Origin of the sequence: Escherichia sp. E.sYA108 (assembly GCF_011754335.1) — a bacterium.
GTDB lineage: Bacteria > Pseudomonadota > Gammaproteobacteria > Enterobacterales > Enterobacteriaceae > Escherichia > Escherichia coli.
On sequence record NZ_JAAQVZ010000001.1, the window covers coordinates 3,295,523 to 3,312,369 of the forward strand.

General features: G+C 52.2%; 12 protein-coding genes. 1 reads left to right on the plus strand and 11 read right to left on the minus strand.

The window, feature by feature from the left end; translation table 11 throughout:
* Positions 1–238 precede the first annotated feature (238 nt).
* Genes mukB through cmoM form a run of 4 tightly spaced genes read right to left on the minus strand, consistent with a single transcriptional unit; the run spans position 239 to position 7,488 of the window.
* Positions 239–4,699, minus strand: a complete 4,461-nt coding sequence (gene mukB / locus HBM92_RS15920; protein WP_000572716.1) for a chromosome partition protein MukB — start codon at positions 4,697–4,699, stop codon at positions 239–241.
* Positions 4,699–5,403 carry a chromosome partition protein MukE gene (gene mukE / locus HBM92_RS15925; protein WP_001295931.1) on the minus strand — a complete coding sequence of 235 codons (705 nt, stop codon included), beginning with the start codon at positions 5,401–5,403 and terminating at the stop codon, positions 4,699–4,701. Before mukE ends, mukB begins: the two co-directional genes overlap by 1 nt.
* Complete coding sequence (mukF, locus tag HBM92_RS15930; protein WP_001288856.1) at positions 5,384–6,706, minus strand: chromosome partition protein MukF; 1,323 nt, start codon at positions 6,704–6,706, stop codon at positions 5,384–5,386. Before mukF ends, mukE begins: the two co-directional genes overlap by 20 nt.
* Positions 6,703–7,488: a tRNA uridine 5-oxyacetic acid(34) methyltransferase CmoM gene (gene cmoM, locus HBM92_RS15935; protein ID WP_001304765.1), complete on the minus strand. Its 786-nt coding sequence runs from the start codon at positions 7,486–7,488 to the stop codon at positions 6,703–6,705. Before cmoM ends, mukF begins: the two co-directional genes overlap by 4 nt.
* A 135-nt stretch (positions 7,489–7,623) precedes the next feature.
* Here cmoM and elyC point away from each other — a divergent pair, with 135 nt between their 5' ends.
* Positions 7,624–8,403, plus strand: coding sequence for an envelope biogenesis factor ElyC (gene elyC / locus HBM92_RS15940; RefSeq protein WP_000899583.1), 780 nt, complete (start codon positions 7,624–7,626; stop codon positions 8,401–8,403).
* Here elyC and HBM92_RS15945 read toward each other — a convergent pair.
* From HBM92_RS15945 to HBM92_RS15975, 7 genes are all read right to left on the minus strand, one after another.
* On the minus strand, positions 8,380–9,273 hold the full coding sequence (locus HBM92_RS15945) for a YcbJ family phosphotransferase (RefSeq protein WP_000436900.1): 894 nt from the start codon (positions 9,271–9,273) through the stop codon (positions 8,380–8,382). The genes elyC and HBM92_RS15945 overlap by 24 nt on opposite strands.
* A 153-nt stretch (positions 9,274–9,426) precedes the next feature.
* Positions 9,427–10,173: a 3-deoxy-manno-octulosonate cytidylyltransferase gene (gene kdsB / locus HBM92_RS15950; RefSeq protein WP_000011621.1), complete on the minus strand. Its 747-nt coding sequence runs from the start codon at positions 10,171–10,173 to the stop codon at positions 9,427–9,429.
* On the minus strand, positions 10,170–10,352 hold the full coding sequence (gene ycaR / locus HBM92_RS15955; RefSeq protein WP_000350058.1) for a protein YcaR: 183 nt from the start codon (positions 10,350–10,352) through the stop codon (positions 10,170–10,172). Before ycaR ends, kdsB begins: the two co-directional genes overlap by 4 nt.
* Positions 10,353–10,403: 51 nt before the next feature.
* Complete coding sequence (gene ycaQ / locus HBM92_RS15960) at positions 10,404–11,636, minus strand: crosslink repair DNA glycosylase YcaQ (RefSeq protein WP_000056556.1); 1,233 nt, start codon at positions 11,634–11,636, stop codon at positions 10,404–10,406.
* 36 nt (positions 11,637–11,672) lie between these two features.
* Entirely contained in the window at positions 11,673–12,659 is a 987-nt protein-coding gene (gene lpxK, locus HBM92_RS15965) for a tetraacyldisaccharide 4'-kinase (RefSeq protein WP_000570571.1), read from the minus strand.
* On the minus strand, positions 12,656–14,404 hold the full coding sequence (gene msbA / locus HBM92_RS15970; RefSeq protein ID WP_000551259.1) for a lipid A ABC transporter ATP-binding protein/permease MsbA: 1,749 nt from the start codon (positions 14,402–14,404) through the stop codon (positions 12,656–12,658). Before msbA ends, lpxK begins: the two co-directional genes overlap by 4 nt.
* A 36-nt stretch (positions 14,405–14,440) precedes the next feature.
* Positions 14,441–16,705, minus strand: a complete 2,265-nt coding sequence (locus HBM92_RS15975) for a ComEC family protein (RefSeq protein WP_000705738.1) — start codon at positions 16,703–16,705, stop codon at positions 14,441–14,443.
* Between the last annotated feature and the right edge of the window lie 142 nt (positions 16,706–16,847).

The window sequence follows — 16,847 nt, forward strand, 5'->3', positions numbered from 1 at the left end:
TACTCTGAATAGCCAGGCTGTTATTTTACGACTTGCCTGTACAACGCCAATACTCACGAAAGTATGACGAGCAAGCCTGTTACTCATCAGGCTTATCTTCAGTATATAAACGCCGATACGTTTTTACATAACCTAATGTAAAGAAGTTTAAAGAAAAGCGCGCCGTAATGTGCCACTTTTTTAGTGCAGAAACGGAGTTTTCGGAAAAAGAAAAGGCGGCATTGCTGCCGCCTTCATTTTAACTCGCCTGGGAAGGCGCTTCGTCACTTCCTGGAAGCGTTTCAGGGAGTTGCGGCGCAAATCCTCGCAGGCCGACGACGTGAACGTGTTCGGTATTCTGGAAGACTTTACGCACCAGTTTATAGGTGGTGCCTTTTTCCGGACTGATATTTTCCGGCGCTGCGATGATGAGCTGCATTTGCAAACGTTCACACAATTCAAACAGCGTGGCGATAGAACGAGCATCCAGTCGCGCTGCTTCATCGAGGAACAGCAGGCGGCAAGGAGAGATATCTTTACCGCGCAGGCGGCGAGATTCATCTTCCCAGCTTTGTACCACCATCACCAGAATCGACATACCGGTACCAATCGCCTCACCGGTCGACAATGCACCAGACTCTGCACGCAACCAGCCATCGGAACCACGGTTAACCTCAACTTCCATTTCCAGATAGTTGCGGTAATCCAGCAGTTCTTCACCGATGGTCTGCGGCGTGCGCTGCCCCATATCAATCTGCGGGTTAAGACGTTGATACAGTTTCGCCAGCGCTTCTGAGAAGGTCAGGCGGTTGCTGTTAAACAGATCCTGATGCTGCTCGTGCTGTTCAGAGAGCACATCCAGCAGCATGGCGTGCGTTTCACGTACGTTCACGTTCAGACGTACGCTGTTCACCTGGCCAAACGATACGTTCTGCAACCCCTGGTTGAGCATACGGATACGGTTCTGCTCGCGCTGAATGGTTTTGCGAATGATGTTCGCCACGCTGCGGGAACTGATCGCCAGTTTCTGTTCACGGGAGGTTAATTCTTCGGTCAGACGGCTAAGCTCGATCTCCATCTGTTCGATAGCTTCCACCGGATCATCGGTACGAATAATATCCTGACGAATACGTTCACGCAGATGCTGATAAACCGCCACGAAGAACTGAATTTTACGTTCCGGACGTTTTGGATCTTCCGACATCCGCAGCACGTCGCGCAGATGTTCGTTATCTGCCACCGCCAGACGCAGCGCACCTAACGCCTTATCCGACATGGAACGCAAATCATCAGCGGAGAGATAAGCCAGCTCACGACGGTGTAAGCGACGCTCAACGCCATTATCTTTCACCATGCGCATCACCGCACACCAGCCCGCTTTGGCGGTCACTACCTGCTCGCGCATCTCAAAGTAATCCCGCTCCAGCTTGCGCAGTTTACGGGTCAGGTTGTCCATCTCCGCTTCGCAGAATGTAAGCGCTTTTTCCAGTTGATTGCGTCGTGAACGGTTATTGCTCAGTTGCGCGTGCAACTCGTCACGGCGAATACGTGCCCGCTCTTCTGCCCCGCTAGCAGCACGCACGCCGATATCCTGCAATTCACGTTGCAGATCGTTAAGTAGCTCTTTTTTGGTGTCATACGAACTTTTCAGCGAAGCCAGCACCTGGTTGTACTGATTCAACTGCGCTGCGTGTCCGCGCAACGCTTCACGAGCGCGGGTACGCTCCGCTTCCGCCTGTTCCAGACGTTCACGCAGTTTTTCGTTGAGATCGCTGTTACCGCTAAGCATTTCTGCCGAGTCAGAGTAGCTAAAGTGCGCACGACGCTGCACCACTTCCGTCAGGGCAAACGCCTGCTGACGGGCATCGCGCTGCATCTGCTGAGAGTACGCGTAATCTTCTTTTAACTGTTCGAACTGTTCCGGGTCGCTCTGCAATACCGAAACGATCGGTTCCAGTTTCGCCAGTTGATTGCCAAACTGCTGAACAAAACGCGCGGCTTCCTGGGCTTCATCCAGACGTTCGCGGATTTCATCGACGCGATCCGCCAGGCTGTCATCAGCCAACAGGTTGAGACGCGGCAGAATGCGGTTCAGCGCCGTAACGCCCTCTTTCGCCTGCTCAAACTGAATACGCTGCTGCTGGTTATCATTTTCATGATTACTCAACGCCCGTTCCAGTTCGACGCGACGGCTGTTCAGTTGACGGATTTCTGCTTCCGGGTCAGACTCAAACGCCACCGCCAGATGACTGCCGATAAAGCGGCTGAACGCCTGATGCAGACGCTGGGTTTTCTGTACATCAAAGGAGAGCGTGGCGAAGCGTTCGGAAAGCACTTCCCGCTCGGCATGGAGGCTTTCAATACGGCTTTCACGCGCAGCACGACCAAACAGCGGCACTTCCGGGAAACGTGAATAACGCCACTGACGATCGGCGATTTTCACCACCACCGCTTTTTCCAGCTCATCAACGCTGAACACGCTGTCATCGAATGACTGCGGATCCCCTTCGATCAAATAGAGATCTTCCGGGCAATCGGTCAAGCCTTCCAGGTGTTCGGTTACCTGTGACAGATCTGGCACCACGATGGCGTGGCGTGACGGGCCATACAGTGCTGAGAAGTACGGCGCATCTTCCAGGCTAACGTCGTCATAAATTTCTGACAGCAGCACACCACCAAAACGCTCCGCCAGCGCGTTCAGACGCTGATCTTCAGAACCACCTGGCTGGCTTAAACGTTCGATCTCTTCATCGACGGCGTTTTTGCGCGCGCCTACTTCATCGCGTTCAACAATTGCCTCGCGCTCGCGCTCCAGCAACTGTTGCAGAAATTCGGTGACATCCTGGCTGGAGGTGAACTCTTCGCCGCACTGTTCGCTCAACTGGTTGAGACTGTTTTGCGCTGCCAGCCAAACCGGCGCACGCTGCATCAAACTCTGAATGCGAGACTGCAGCTGTTCCTGCTCCTGGCGCAGTGCCATCCGCTCTTCTCGGGCGTTAGAGACGCTATCGGAAAGAGAGGCAATGCGTGCTTCCAGCTCCTGATGCAGAGCTTCCAGTTCATCAATATCAAAATTCTTGCCCTGACGTTTGCAGAAATCTGCCAGCAGACGCTCAGCTTCTTGCTGCTCACGCAGACGCTGTTCCAGTTCGCTTAAGCGCATCCGCAACGGCTGAACCTGCTCTGCCAGGTGACGCTGATCGACCCCTTCGCGCAATAGTTCGCGAGCGACATCCCACGCCTCGTTACGCGCCAGCGGGCCGTTGATTGCCACCACCAGCTGATAAGCCTGCTCAAACTGGCTGTGCGCGGTTTGCGCCATGCTCATTTTCTGCTCAAGAGAGAGCATTTTTTCGGTCGCTTCCAGCTCTTTCGCCTGGAAGGTTTCCAGCCATTCGGCAGCGCTGTCGGCGGTTAAGTCCGGCAGATGGCACAGTTCTTTGGCACGATTAAGCGCAGCAATCGCCTGGTTATACTGGATCGCGCGCGTTTGCTGGACGTCCAGCGCCTGCTGGTAGTCAGCAAGCTGGCTTTTCAGCTCGTCCACTTCCAGTTCGGCAGCTTCCGCACGAGCCTCGTTCTCTTCCTGGCGTTCGATGGCTTCTGCCACCACTTCGTTTTGCTCTTCCAGACGGATCTGCAGCTCATCGAGATCCGCTTCGTAGCGTTCGATCTTCTCCTGCTGACGCAGTGCGGTTTGCACCAGGTTCAGGTGATCGCTGGCCGCCTGATAATCCGCTTCCAGATCGCCTTCGGCACCGTTGTGCTCAGCCAGCTCTCGCGCCATGTCGACGTGTTTGTACTGCTCAGCCGCCAGTTGCTGACGCGAAGTATGTAGCTCGCGACGAAACTCCAGGGCCTTATCGAGATGAACACGGCGCTCGTTGGCGTGACGCATGTAGTCCGCCGCCACGTAGTTGGTGGCTTCGCTGATCAGATGCTTAAACAGGTCACGGTCCGACTGGGTGACACGAATCGCTTCCAGCGTCATGCGGTTTTCACGCAGCGCCGCTTCCATGTCCTGGAACGCTTTCCGCACCCCACTGTTTTCCGGCAACAGGTAGTCGCGCAGAGAACGAGTAATGGCGCTGGAGATCCCGCCATACAGCGAGGCTTCGATCAGACGATAGAATTTACTACGGTCAGACGCTGAGCGCAGACGACGCGCGATGATGCCCAGCTCGAACATCAGCGAGTGGTAATCGGTAATGGAGTTGAACTGTTTAAACTGCACGCCTTCCATCGCCTCGAGCTTGTCTTTCAGCTCGTTAAGCGGCAGCACGCGCGCCTGGCGTTCGTTCAGAGTTTCGGTCACCAGTTGTGTCGGCTGCACCGACATCGGCAGGCCCTGAATGGCAAATGGTTTGATATCCACTTTACGATCGCGTCCGGCAACCTGTTGCAGACGCACACCGACCACTACACGCTGGTGGCGCGAGTTAATGGTGTCGAGCATCGAATAACAGACACCCGCTTTCAGCTTACCGTGCAGACCTTTATCGCGCGAACCGCTGGTGGCCCCGGCTTCCGTAGTGTTACGGAAATGCAGCAGGGTCAGGTCGGGGATAAGCGCCGTAACGAACGCCGCCATGGTGGTGGATTTACCCGCCCCGTTACCGCCAGAAAGCGTCGTGACCAGCTCGTCAAGGTCAAAAGTTCGGGCAAAAAAGCCGTTCCAGTTAATCAGCGTCAGTGAGCGAAATTTACCGCGTTCAATCATTATTCTTCCTCTCCGCTATCTGGCTGACTCTCTTCGGTTTCATCGTTGAGTTGCAGATGATTTTCAATCGGCATTGCTTCACCATCACGAATCAGGCGACGCTGTGCTTCACGGGGATCGTCGCCAGCACGCACATCGGCTCCGAAGCGGAACACCGATTCGGTAATGCGGAACTTGCTGCTGTCGTGGCCCATAAACCACACCATGCCTAAACGACGCAGACGGTTGAGCGAAGAACGTACTTTTTCCTGCAACTTCTGACGGTCAACGTCTGAACCGGTTGAACGGTTGTTCACCAGTTTCAGCAGTTTCGCTTCATCGGCCAGGGTGAGCAGTTCGTCGTACAGTTCCTGTTGAGTAAAAATCCCCTCATTCGCCAGCCGTTCCGGGCTGAGATAGAGATAACAGAGGATTTTCCCGACCATCATATCCAGTTCCGACAAGACGGAACGAGGGATCAGCGTGGTGGAACGTGGGCGTAGATAGAAGAACCCTTCCGGTGCACGAATAAGCTCAACGTTATAACGCGCGTAAAACTCTTCCAGATATTCCTGAAAATCCATCAGGAATGCATGATTATCCAGTTCGTCGAGGCCAATATGACGGCCTGAACGTAAGGCGCTATCCAGCGCCGGAAATAACGGATTCGCCAGCGCCTGCGCCAGCTTAACCGGCATCACTTGTTCAATATTTGTCGATGACATGCGCCTGTACCTTGGCTCCGTAATCATTAATCGGCTGCCATTTCGCTGGCAGTCCGGTGAAATCTGCTTGCGCTACGCCAAGACGTACCGCCTGATCAATAACAATGCGCGCAACGTCAAAGTGACGTGCACGCGGATACTGTGACAGATATTCGCGTACCACCAGACCAAGATCCAACGGCACTTGTCTGGTTTTGTACACGGCAAGTTGTTCTTCGATGATCGCCGCCAGCTGTTCGCGGATCTCGTTAAACTCTTCGTACTCCAGATCCTCAGGAAGTTCCCCAGTCACTTCTTCATCGCGCAGTACCATCTCTTCGTCACGCATATCCAGCAGACGATCGGCATTGGCATAAGTTAGCGCCCACGGCTCATCAAAATAGGTTTGTACCGACTGACGTAACCGCTGAGCAAAGACGCGGTTTTTATCCATATCGATCGCAGTACGAATAAATTTGTGTACGTGGCGGTCGTAGCCAATCCACAAGTCGATGGATTGCTGGCCCCAACTGATAATACGGTCGAGTTTGCTCTGAAGATCGAACACCAGACGATCGACAAAATGCAGGTCGTCATGGGTCATCGTCGCATCCTGAATGCGTAACAGGTTGGCCTGCAATTTATCGCCTGCCGCTTCCAGCGTATCCTGCAATTCACGCAGCGTTCCGGAAGTTTCTGAAAGCAACAATTCACAGCTGGAAATCGCCGCCCGCCAGTCTTTGTTCAACAACTGGGCGATATCATCCTTCACCTGCTGCTGCTGTTCATCCATCAGACGTTGCGTCAGGTCGATACTGTCGAAAATTTCTGCTACCGAATATTTCAGTGGCGCATAAACATTACGGTGCCAGTGAAATTCATCACCGCCCTCTTCGGCGGCATCTGCTGCGCGCTTGAGCTCACCCGCCACAATCGACAATTGCATAGAAAGGCGCAGCGTAGAAAACTCGCGCTGACGAATGTAATAGTCAGTGATGCCGATGCCGAGCGGCGTCAGACGGTAAATTGCGTTCCCTTCCGCCTGCTCGCTGGTAAAGCGGTTCAGCAGACGTTGACGCACCATGTCGTTGATCGCGTTGTTGGCGCGCACGCCGATGGTTTCGCTGGTTTGCTCAAACGCATCACTCACATGGCGGAATGCATCCACCAGCTCGCCTTCACTCATCTCACCATCCAGACGCTCGCCGTTCAGCGTGGCAACCGCCAGCAGAAAAGAGAGTCGGTCTACCGGCAGCGAGATGGAGAAGTCATTTTTTCTGGCCCAGGCAACCAGTTCGGGGACTGTCTGGGAAAATTCACTCATACTTTATCCTTGCTCTGCGGTTTGCGCGCGGTGACATGAATATAACGCCCCAAGGTAATATACGGTTCCTGACGGCAATAACGCGTTTCTAATTCAAGTAATGCTTCATAGCAGTCGCGCTGCTGGTGCTTCTCGCGCAGATAATCATGAAACACGCGAACGCCTGTCTTACCCAGAATTTGCCAACCAGCTTCTTCCAGCCACAGATAAACCTGCGCCGGGTCGCGTGGATAATCTGGCGAAAGCGTCCGTTTTTTCTTTTTCGGCATTCCCGCCTGCACGTAATCAAAATTCCCGGCGACCATGTTATGCATCAACAAACCATGCGCATTGTAGAACATTAACGACAATACGCCGCCTGGACGCAACACTGACCACAGGGTCTGTAATACGCTGCGGGGATCGGCCACCCACTCGAGCACCGCATGGAACAATATCAGATCAACGGGCGTTTCCAAATGCGAAGCAACATCCTGAGCGGCGCAATGTATAAATTGCATGTTGTCGCTCACACCTTTTGCTTCTGCCGCCTGTTTTGCGCGGTCGATCATCTGCGCAGAAAGATCGCATAAAATGACCTGATGCCCGCGCTCGGCCATTTTGATTGCGGTCTGCCCTTCTCCGCCGCCAGCATCCAGCACACGCAGTTTTTGCGGGCCCATTTCCGCCAGCACGCGATCGAGATCCTGCCACAGAATAGCCTGTCGAAGCTGCCCTTTGGTGGTGCCGTAAATGTTACGGGAAAACTTTTCCGCAATATCATCAAAATTGCGATCCTGCATTGCTTTCTCCACCGGTTGGCTAAGACGTTTTCTGATAAAGACGCTATTTTGTCACAGCCACGGCGAGAATGAACCCGTCTGGTGTAATATCGCTGGCGATCCCTTGCTATATGGTCAAAAAAGGAACCAGAAAGGATGCTTTTTACACTGAAAAAAGTGATTGGCAATATGTTGCTGCCACTTCCGCTGATGTTGTTGATTATTGGCGCTGGCCTGGCGCTGCTGTGGTTTAGCCGTTTTCAAAAAACCGGGAAGATTTTTATTAGCATTGGGTGGCTGGCGCTCTTGTTATTGAGTTTGCAACCGATAGCCGACCGCCTGTTGCGTCCCATCGAAAGCACTTATCCGACATGGAATAATTCGCAAAAAGTGGACTATATCGTGGTGCTCGGAGGTGGTTATACCTGGAACCCGCAGTGGGCGCCGAGCTCTAATTTAATCAATAACAGTCTGCCACGCCTGAATGAAGGTATTCGCTTATGGCGCGAAAATCCGGGATCAAAACTGATCTTTACGGGAGGCGTAGCTAAAACCAATACGGTGAGCACAGCGGAAGTAGGTGCCAGAGTTGCGCAATCGCTGGGCGTGCCGCGCGAGCAAATTATCACCCTGGATTTGCCAAAAGATACCGAAGAAGAAGCTGCAGCAGTGAAACAGGCGATTGGTGACGCACCTTTCCTGCTGGTGACCTCCGCATCACATCTGCCGCGGGCGATGATCTTTTTTCAGCAGGAAGGGTTAAATCCGCTACCAGCCCCGGCGAATCAGTTGGCCATCGACTCGCCGCTTAATCCGTGGGAACGGGCAATCCCTTCTCCGGTCTGGTTGATGCATAGCGATCGTGTTGGCTATGAAACGCTTGGCCGCATCTGGCAGTGGCTAAAAGGTTCGTCAGGCGAGCCACGGCAAGAGTGATTTTGATGCCAGATCGAAGTTGCGCCGACTAAATCGTCCGGTATTAACCAGTTGCGCAACTTCATCCCATAACACATACAACCAACGCCGCCAGATGAACGACTCCGCCACTGGCGCGCGTTGCAGATAACTCCAGAGCAAATCTTCCGCCAGAGAATTATCCATTAGTCGGAACAGTTCGTATTCTCGCGGTGCCCAAAGCATTAGTCCCGGTCCGACCATCGCCAGTAACTGATCGCTGCGCGAATCTTTCAGCATGCTACGTAAACAGAAGTTACCGTGAATCAGTACACAATTGTCGTTAAAGCCTTCAAATAATGCCGGGAGACATTCGCGAGTGCGAAACAGGATCCGCTTATCCTGCATCGTTAGACCGGTGTTATTGAACTGATTGAGCGTGGTCCATAGCACTTCAACATGTTGCCGGTACCATGAGGGCCAGAAATTTTCCTGAGTATTGTCGACCGCGCCGACGCAACCACGACTGTCCTGACGGTGCCAGGCCAGTAAGGCTTCAACGATTTGATCTTTGAGTTGTTCCCAGCGTTCTGGTGTTCGGGCTGGTGCCTCCACCGAAACACCACGCATTCGCTCCAGTAGCAGGACATCGGGGCCGGGGTGTTCTTCGTGCGTCATCACACCATAAATAGTCGGCATACGGACAGTCCCACTTCTTGCCAGCATGGTGGTTTTCCATGCCAGTTGTCGGGCTTTTCCGGGCGCACTAAAGCTTCTTGCCATTAACGGCATTGGGTTTCCCTGGCTGTCATACAAAGCCCACAACGCCGTATCCGCTTTTTCATTGACGCACTCAATACGACTGAGTTTTTCGCCCAGTAAATGGCTTAATTCGGCACGCAGCTGTTCCATTCAGATTACCCTCATAAAAGCTACTGCTTTCATAATGAGCGCCAATATAAAAGATGTCACCTGAATGAGATCAATTGTTGAAAAGAAAAATTGAGGAAAATCGTAACGGTACGACACTCCTCCCAAAATTGGCTGGAGTGTCGTGAAGTGAAATTAGCGCATTTCGGCGCGAACGCGCTTGAGATCTTCAGGGGTATCCACACCTGTGCCAGGAACTTCCTGGGCGACAGCAACGTGGATTTTTTCGCCGTACCACAGAACACGAAGCTGCTCTAACATTTCGATATGTTCTAACGGACTTGGCTGCCAGGTAACATAACGACGGATAAAGCCTGCTCGGTAGCCATAAATACCAAGATGACGCAGGAAGTTATCGCCTACGGTTTCAAGGTCTTTTGCAAAACGATCACGATCCCACGGAATGGTGGCGCGAGAGAAGTACAGTGCGTACCCTTCGGCGTCGAGAACCACTTTCACCGCATTCGGGTTAAACGCTTCTTCCGCATTGTGGATTGGCACCGCCAGAGTCGCCATACCCACCTGACGCTGAGCGAGGTTATCAGCAACCTGACGAATGATTGTCGCAGGGATCATCGGTTCATCACCCTGCACATTAACGATCACCGTGTCGTCGCTGAATGCGCATTTTTCGACAACTTCCGCCAGACGTTCTGTACCTGACTGATGATCGGCGCGCGTCATACATACTTCGCCGCCAGCGACTTCAACAGCGCGGGCAACATCCTCATGATCGGTTGCCACGATGATGCGCTCGGCACCTGATTCGCGCGCGCGTTCAAGAACATGAACAATCATGGGTTTGCCGTTAATATCAACCAATGGTTTACCGGGCAGACGCGTGGACGCGTAACGCGCGGGAATAATGACCACAAAACTCATGATTTACTCTCATCAGCAGTCAACACGCGGGCTTCCGTTTCCAGCAACACTGGAATGCCATCGCGCAGCGGGAAAGCCAGGTTGTCCAGTTTGCAAATAAGCTCTTGTTTTTCCTGGTTATACCAAAGTTTTCCGTTGCAAACCGGGCAGGCAATGATTTCAAGCAGACGATGATCCATAGTTCCTCCAGATGGATCGGGTTATGAATGCATAAATCTTATCATAATCATTTATGCGACGGGGTCTATTTCCCAGCCGGCGCGACAATCAGTAAAGAGGCCTTGCGAGCAGCGTCCTAATGTCACCCGCGTTGCCTGCTGCCAGTTAGCGAAATCAGTAATCGCCTGACGTAACCCTTTTTGCAGCGTTGTCGTCGGTTTAATGCCTTCCTGTAACCACAGAGAGATAACTTCAAGGATGCCTGTCTGGCGATGCATTTTGGCATCCATTCGCCCAACTAATTGCCCACGATGTAATAACGGCAGAACAAAATAGCCATACTGGCGTTTCGGCGCTGGGATATAGCACTCCAGCCGGTAGCTAAAATCAAAAAGCTGCTCCGCGCGTTTGCGATCCCAGACAACAGGATCAAAAGGCGAAAGTACCGCGCTGTGCGTTGCAGTGAGCTTTCCGGCGAGCGCACGCTCGAGTAGCGGCAGCAAATCAGCATGCAGCCAAAGATTACCCAATTTTTCAACATGCACAGCAATGATTTGCTGCTGTTCAGCCCTCGCTTCACGCCACGCCGCCAGTGCCGGACGTTTTAGCCGGTAGTAATCTGCCAGCCACTGTTCGCGAAATATTCCCAGGCTACGCGCACTGTTATCCAGCATGATGATTTCTGCTTCTGCTTGCGAAACGAGATCGCGCTCATCATTCCACTCAGGCATGACACGGTGAGTTAAATCATAAACGCGCTGGAAGTTGCGCCGTTCAATCACCATCACCTTTCCGGCAGTAAATAAACCTTCCAGATGTCGTTTATGCGGCTTCCACTCCCACCAGCCGCTCGCCCCTTTACGAGGATGCTCAAAATCGGCTGAACGTACCGGCCCCTTATCATGAATATGCTGAATTAACAGTGCAATTTCCGCCGCATGTTCCTGCATCCAGGCGTCTTTATATTTCCAGCCCATTTTTTCAGGTGCCAGCATGCGGTGGCGAATAAGACGAAAATCGCTACGCGGCATAAAGCAGGCTTCATGCGCCCAGTATTCCATTAATTCTCCACGCGCCAGAGACTCATCCAGCCACTGCGCAGGATAATCTCCCAGACGGCTGAAAAGCACCAGATATGGGCTACGGACAACAATATTGATGGTATCGATTTGCAGCAAGGACATGCGGGAGATCGTTGCCGGAATATCCTCCAACGACGCTCGACGGCGGGGTTTGTTTAACAGGCCTTGCGCGGCAAGGTGAAGATTACGCGCATCAGCAAGGGAGAGGTGCGGCAGCGACATTCATGACTCCATCAATCGAACGCTGCCGCGGCGTAACTAGTGGCCAGAAGCCAGCGAGGTTAGTTGCGCAAGCAGTTTCGCTGGTTCATCACCTGAAAGCTGTGCGTCTACAGGCAAATACCACCAATTTTCTTCTGCAAAGGCCCGGCATTTCACCGCATCTTTTTCAGTCATTACCAGCGTTTGTCCGGCGCTTACCAACGCGCTGACATCCGCATGATTCAAAGACTGATGATCGGCCAGCGGTACACATTTTTCCGGTTGTACGCCGCACATCTTCAGCGTGGCAAAAAAGCGCGGCGGATGCCCAATCCCCGCAATCGCCACCACATGTTCAAGCTGAGCAACGTCACAACGCGTACCGGTACGTAAATTCACCGCCTGACCCGGCAGCAGATGCATGGGGATTTCACCGCTGCGGGGGACACCGCCGTTGACGATTACCGCATCAACCGACTTTAAGCGCCCCGCTCGCTCACGCATTGGCCCCGCCGGCAACCACCAGCCATTGCCAAAGCGACGCACACCATCAATAACGACAATTTCCACATCACGCGCCAGACGATAATGCTGTAAACCATCGTCGGTTACGATGATCTGCACATCAGGGTGTTGCGCCAGAATGGCTTTTACCGCGTCAGAACGCACGGGAGAAACCGCAACAGGCGCGCCAGTGCGTTGATAAATCAACACAGGTTCATCACCCGCCTGTGCTGTGGTGGTATCTGCCGACAATAACAGCGGATAAGATTCAGCCTTACCACCATATCCCCGCGATACGACCCCCACGCGAATACCGCGCTGTTGCAGCTGTTCCACCAGCCAGACAACGACCGGGGTTTTTCCGTTGCCGCCTGCGGTGAGATTACCAACCACGACAACCGGTACGGGGGCACGCCAGGCGCGCTTCAGTTTTAGTTTATAGCAAAGACGGATCGCGCCACTCACCAGGCCATACAACCAGGAGAGTGGCAGCAATAGCCACCATAAAGGGGATTCACCAGACCAGATTTTTTCGATCATTGGCCAAACTGCATTTTGTGAAGTTGCGCGTAAACGCCACGGTGCTCAAGCAAATCGTTATGCGTACCGCGTTCCACAATGACACCATCCTCGACAACCACGATTTCGTCTGCCTTTTCAATGGTAGACAAGCGGTGGGCAATCACCAGAGAGGTACGGTTTTTCTGCAACTCATCCAGTGCCGCCTGAATCGCACGTTCGGATTCGGTATCCAACGCCGAGGTAGCTTCGTCCAGAATCAGTATCGGGCTATCACGCAACAAGGCTCGAGCGATAGCAATACGCTGACGCTGACCGCCAGAGAGCAGCACGCCGTTTTCACCAATGACTGTATCGAGACCGTTATCCATCTTATTGATGAAGTCCATGGCGTAGGCCATACGCGCAGCTTCTTCAATTTGCTCACGGCTGTACTGTTCAGTCCTTGCGTAAGCAATGTTGTTGGCAACCGTATCGTTAAACAGATGGACATTCTGCGACACCAGAGCAACCTGGTTACGTAACGACGCCAGGGTATACTCGCGCAGATCGTGACCATCCATCAGGATTTCGCCTTCATCAATATCGTAAAAACGTGTGATTAGGCTGGCGATGGTTGATTTACCTGAACCAGATCGTCCAACCAGAGCAACCGTCTTCCCTGCCGGAATTTTCAGGTTGATGTTACGCAATGCGGGCACGTCACGTCCTGGATAAGTAAAGGTGACATTGCGAAATTCCACGTCGCCAGTCGCACGCTCGATCACGCGCTTACCTTCGTCTTTCTCCTGCTCACTGTCCAGAATGGTAAACAGCGTCTGACAAGCCGCCATACCACGCTGGAACTGGGCGTTAACGTTGGTCAGCGATTTCAGCGGACGCATAAGTGCAATCATTGAAGAGAAAACAACGGTAATCGTACCGGCAGTCAGGCTATCCATGACACTTGGGAAGCTTGCCGCATACAGAACAAACGCCAGCGCCAAAGAGGCGATCAGCTGAATGATCGGATCAGAGATAGAAGAGGCTGAAACCATTTTCATCCCCTGAAGACGCATTCGGTTGCTGACTTTATCGAAGCGTTTCGTTTCCACTTCCTGACCACCGAAAATCAATACTTCTTTATGGCCTTTCAGCATTTGTTCGGCGCTGGTGGTCACCTGCCCCATGGTGTTCTGCATGTTTTTACTGATGTTGCGAAAACGCTTCGATACAACGCGAATCGCAATCGAAACAATCGGTGCCAGCACAATCAAAATGATCGACAGTTGCCAACTGTAATAGAACATCATGATGAACAGGCCGATGATCGACGCACCTTCACGCACAACAGTAATCAGTGCGCCGGAAGAAGAAGAAGCGACCTGTTCGGAATCGTAGGTGATACGTGACAACAGCGTACCCGTTGACTGTTTGTCAAAGAATGAAACCGGCATTCCCATCATGTGACCAAACAGGCGGCGACGCATAGTCATTACCACCTTTCCTGATACCCAGGAGATACAGTAGCTGGAGATATAGCTGGTGATACCACGTAAAATCATCAGCCCGATCACCACCAGCGGCATCCACATCAGCACGGAGCGATCTGTTTTACCAAAGCCATCATCAAGAAGTGGCTTAAGGAGCGATAACATGAAGGTATCGCTGGCTGCGTTGAGGATTAACGCTACGCCCGCCACGATCAGACCCGCTTTAAAAGGCGCAATGGTTGGCCACAGTCGGCGGAACGTCTGCCACGTAGAGAGATCTTTGTCGTTATGCATTCAAAAAACCAGCATTTGTTGAAATAGCCGCATATTCTACCCGTTATCCACTGGCACGCCAAACCACTGATGATACCAACGAGGTAAAATTTGCTCTCTGAGGCTGCTAATCCGCCAGCCTTGCGCTGAAAAATTGACCGTTATTTGACCCTGATGTGGAGTATCAAGCCACTTATAACCCTGTTGTTGATAGCGATGTTTAACTTTGCTTGAGGGCAGTCGCCATGCGTTATAGCGCGATGCCGATGCGAGTGCCACTTTTCCATTCACTCGCTGAATTAATGGCAACGATGATGAGGTATTACTGCCATGGTGAGGTACCTGAAGTAATGTTGCCTGCATTTGCTGCCAGTAACGGCTTAGCATCTTTTGTTCAGCGGGGGCTTCAATATCACCGGTTAGAAGAATGCTATTCGTCCCGTCATCAATCTTAACCACACAGGAATGGTTATTTCCTTTATCGTTGCTACCTTGTAAAGGCCAGTGCGCGCTGAAACGCAATCCTTGCCATTGCCACGCTTCGCCACGCACACAGGGCTGATGATGTTCCCAGTTTAACGGACTTCGGATCCATAACATCGGCCATGTGTGCAATATTGAGTCCAGCCCTCCCCGGTGATCCAGATGTTCATGACTCAAAATAACGCCTTCCGGTTCAAGATTATGCCAGTGGAGCCAGGGGATAATCAGTTGTTGCCCACTATCCCCTTCGGGCCAGGCCAGTCCCGTGTCATAGAGAATCGCTTTGCCGTTTCGCGCAATGACCATTGCCAGCCCTTGCCCGACATCAAGCATGTACACTTGCCACTCGTCAGGTCGAGGTTTTTGCCACAGCGGCAAGCACATCAGCAAGCCTACAGCCACACACATTGCTGGCAACGTTCGCCAGGCGTTTAATCGCCATACCACCAGTAAGAACCATGGGGAAAATGTTAGCCATTGCCAACGTTCAGCAATGTTGATCCACCCTTCCGGCAAACTCTTTAACCCCCAGAAAAGTAAAGCCAAAGACCGGTCGGCAAGAAACCATAACCCTTGTTCCAGAATAAACGGCCCGCTTAAATGCACAACCATCGCGGCGAGAATCAACGGAACCGTGATAAATGTCACCAGGGGAATTGCAAAAAGATTTGCAATAAACGAGGTCAGACTAATGCCATGAAATATGACAATTTGCACGGGCATAAGCAGGAGGGTGATTCCCAGTTGCAGATGGATGAGGGAAACAACCGCGCGCAATACCGGCGGCAGCTGCCACTCCGGACAGGGAAACCACTGATACCAAAAAATCAGTGCCGCGACCGCAGCGGCAGATAGCCATAAACTTTGCGAGAGAATGGCAACAGGATCCATCAGCAAAATTGCCGCCAGACAACATATCCATACATCCCAGCCACTCCATTGTCGTCCACTTAACTTAAGCATTCCCCAAATGGCAAGCGCCACCACGGTACGCAATGCAGGAGGTTGCATTCCCGTAAGCCAGGCATAAAAAGCAGCACAGCAGATTCCACCAATTAATGGCATTTGCCAGTGGATCCAGCACCCAGGCAGAAAAACTTGCCCACCGCGAATGAGTCCTGCAGCCAGCAACGCCGCAAAAGCGATGTGCAATCCTGATATCGCCATTAAATGCGCCGTTCCAGTATCACGCATGATATTTTTGATTTCTTTGGAGACGGATAACCGTTCCCCCATACCTAATCCAAGAATAACCGCGTTCCACATATAGGGTTGCAGCGTTGTTTGTAGTGACGCCAGATACTGTGCACGCAGGCTACAATTCGGTTCAATGACACTTGCCTGCAGAAAACGGCCGGTGAGCGGTTGATGCTGGGCAATGGCATAACGCTGGCTATCAAAGCCGCCATCATTAAGTTGACCATGAACTGCACGAACTTTGAGTTTCATTGACCATACTTGTCCGGCACAAACCGCTTGCGGAAGATATTCGCCATACAGTACGAGGCCTGGCGCAGGGAATATACGTCGACCTTGTAGATGAGTAATTTGACCGTAATGAGTGGTCATGCCGTCAGTAGCAATGATCTCAACAATTGCATCCTGCGTCGCGCCAGTTAAGGTTTCTCCTGCCCACAAAATTTGCTTTGCTGCTAATATGCCCCAAACGAAAAACAGCAACGTCAGCACGATATAACGGACGGTTTTAACAGGGATAAATGCCAGTACACAGGCGAAGAGAGTCAGAAACGCAAGGGTTACTGTCCCAGGCAATTGGGGCAAAATCAGCAACGGAAAAATTCCGCAAATTATGCATACGCCGACTGTCGTTATTTTCATGCACCCTCCCTGTTTATAGAAAGTGTGCAACTTTGTTGAACGGTTGTCTGGTGGGAGTTTTGCGTTCCCCGAGGCACGTTCAGAAGAATTTAACGATAGGGTGAAAACTGCTCAAAACTCTGCGAGGCAGCTTCCAGTTCCA

Excerpts from the sequence above, each read along its gene's own strand:
- mukB (WP_000572716.1), bottom strand. The coding sequence starts at position 4,699 with ATGATTGAACGCGGTAAATTTCGCTCACTGACGCTGATTAACTGGAAC.
- mukE (WP_001295931.1), bottom strand. The coding sequence starts at position 5,403 with ATGTCATCGACAAATATTGAACAAGTGATGCCGGTTAAGCTGGCGCAG.
- mukF (WP_001288856.1), bottom strand. The coding sequence starts at position 6,706 with ATGAGTGAATTTTCCCAGACAGTCCCCGAACTGGTTGCCTGGGCCAGA.
- cmoM (WP_001304765.1), bottom strand. The coding sequence starts at position 7,488 with ATGCAGGATCGCAATTTTGATGATATTGCGGAAAAGTTTTCCCGTAAC.
- elyC (WP_000899583.1), top strand. The coding sequence starts at position 7,624 with ATGCTTTTTACACTGAAAAAAGTGATTGGCAATATGTTGCTGCCACTT.
- HBM92_RS15945 (WP_000436900.1), bottom strand. The coding sequence starts at position 9,273 with ATGGAACAGCTGCGTGCCGAATTAAGCCATTTACTGGGCGAAAAACTC.
- kdsB (WP_000011621.1), bottom strand. The coding sequence starts at position 10,173 with ATGAGTTTTGTGGTCATTATTCCCGCGCGTTACGCGTCCACGCGTCTG.
- ycaR (WP_000350058.1), bottom strand. The coding sequence starts at position 10,352 with ATGGATCATCGTCTGCTTGAAATCATTGCCTGCCCGGTTTGCAACGGA.
- ycaQ (WP_000056556.1), bottom strand. The coding sequence starts at position 11,636 with ATGTCGCTGCCGCACCTCTCCCTTGCTGATGCGCGTAATCTTCACCTT.
- lpxK (WP_000570571.1), bottom strand. The coding sequence starts at position 12,659 with ATGATCGAAAAAATCTGGTCTGGTGAATCCCCTTTATGGTGGCTATTG.
- msbA (WP_000551259.1), bottom strand. The coding sequence starts at position 14,404 with ATGCATAACGACAAAGATCTCTCTACGTGGCAGACGTTCCGCCGACTG.
- HBM92_RS15975 (WP_000705738.1), bottom strand. The coding sequence starts at position 16,705 with ATGAAAATAACGACAGTCGGCGTATGCATAATTTGCGGAATTTTTCCG.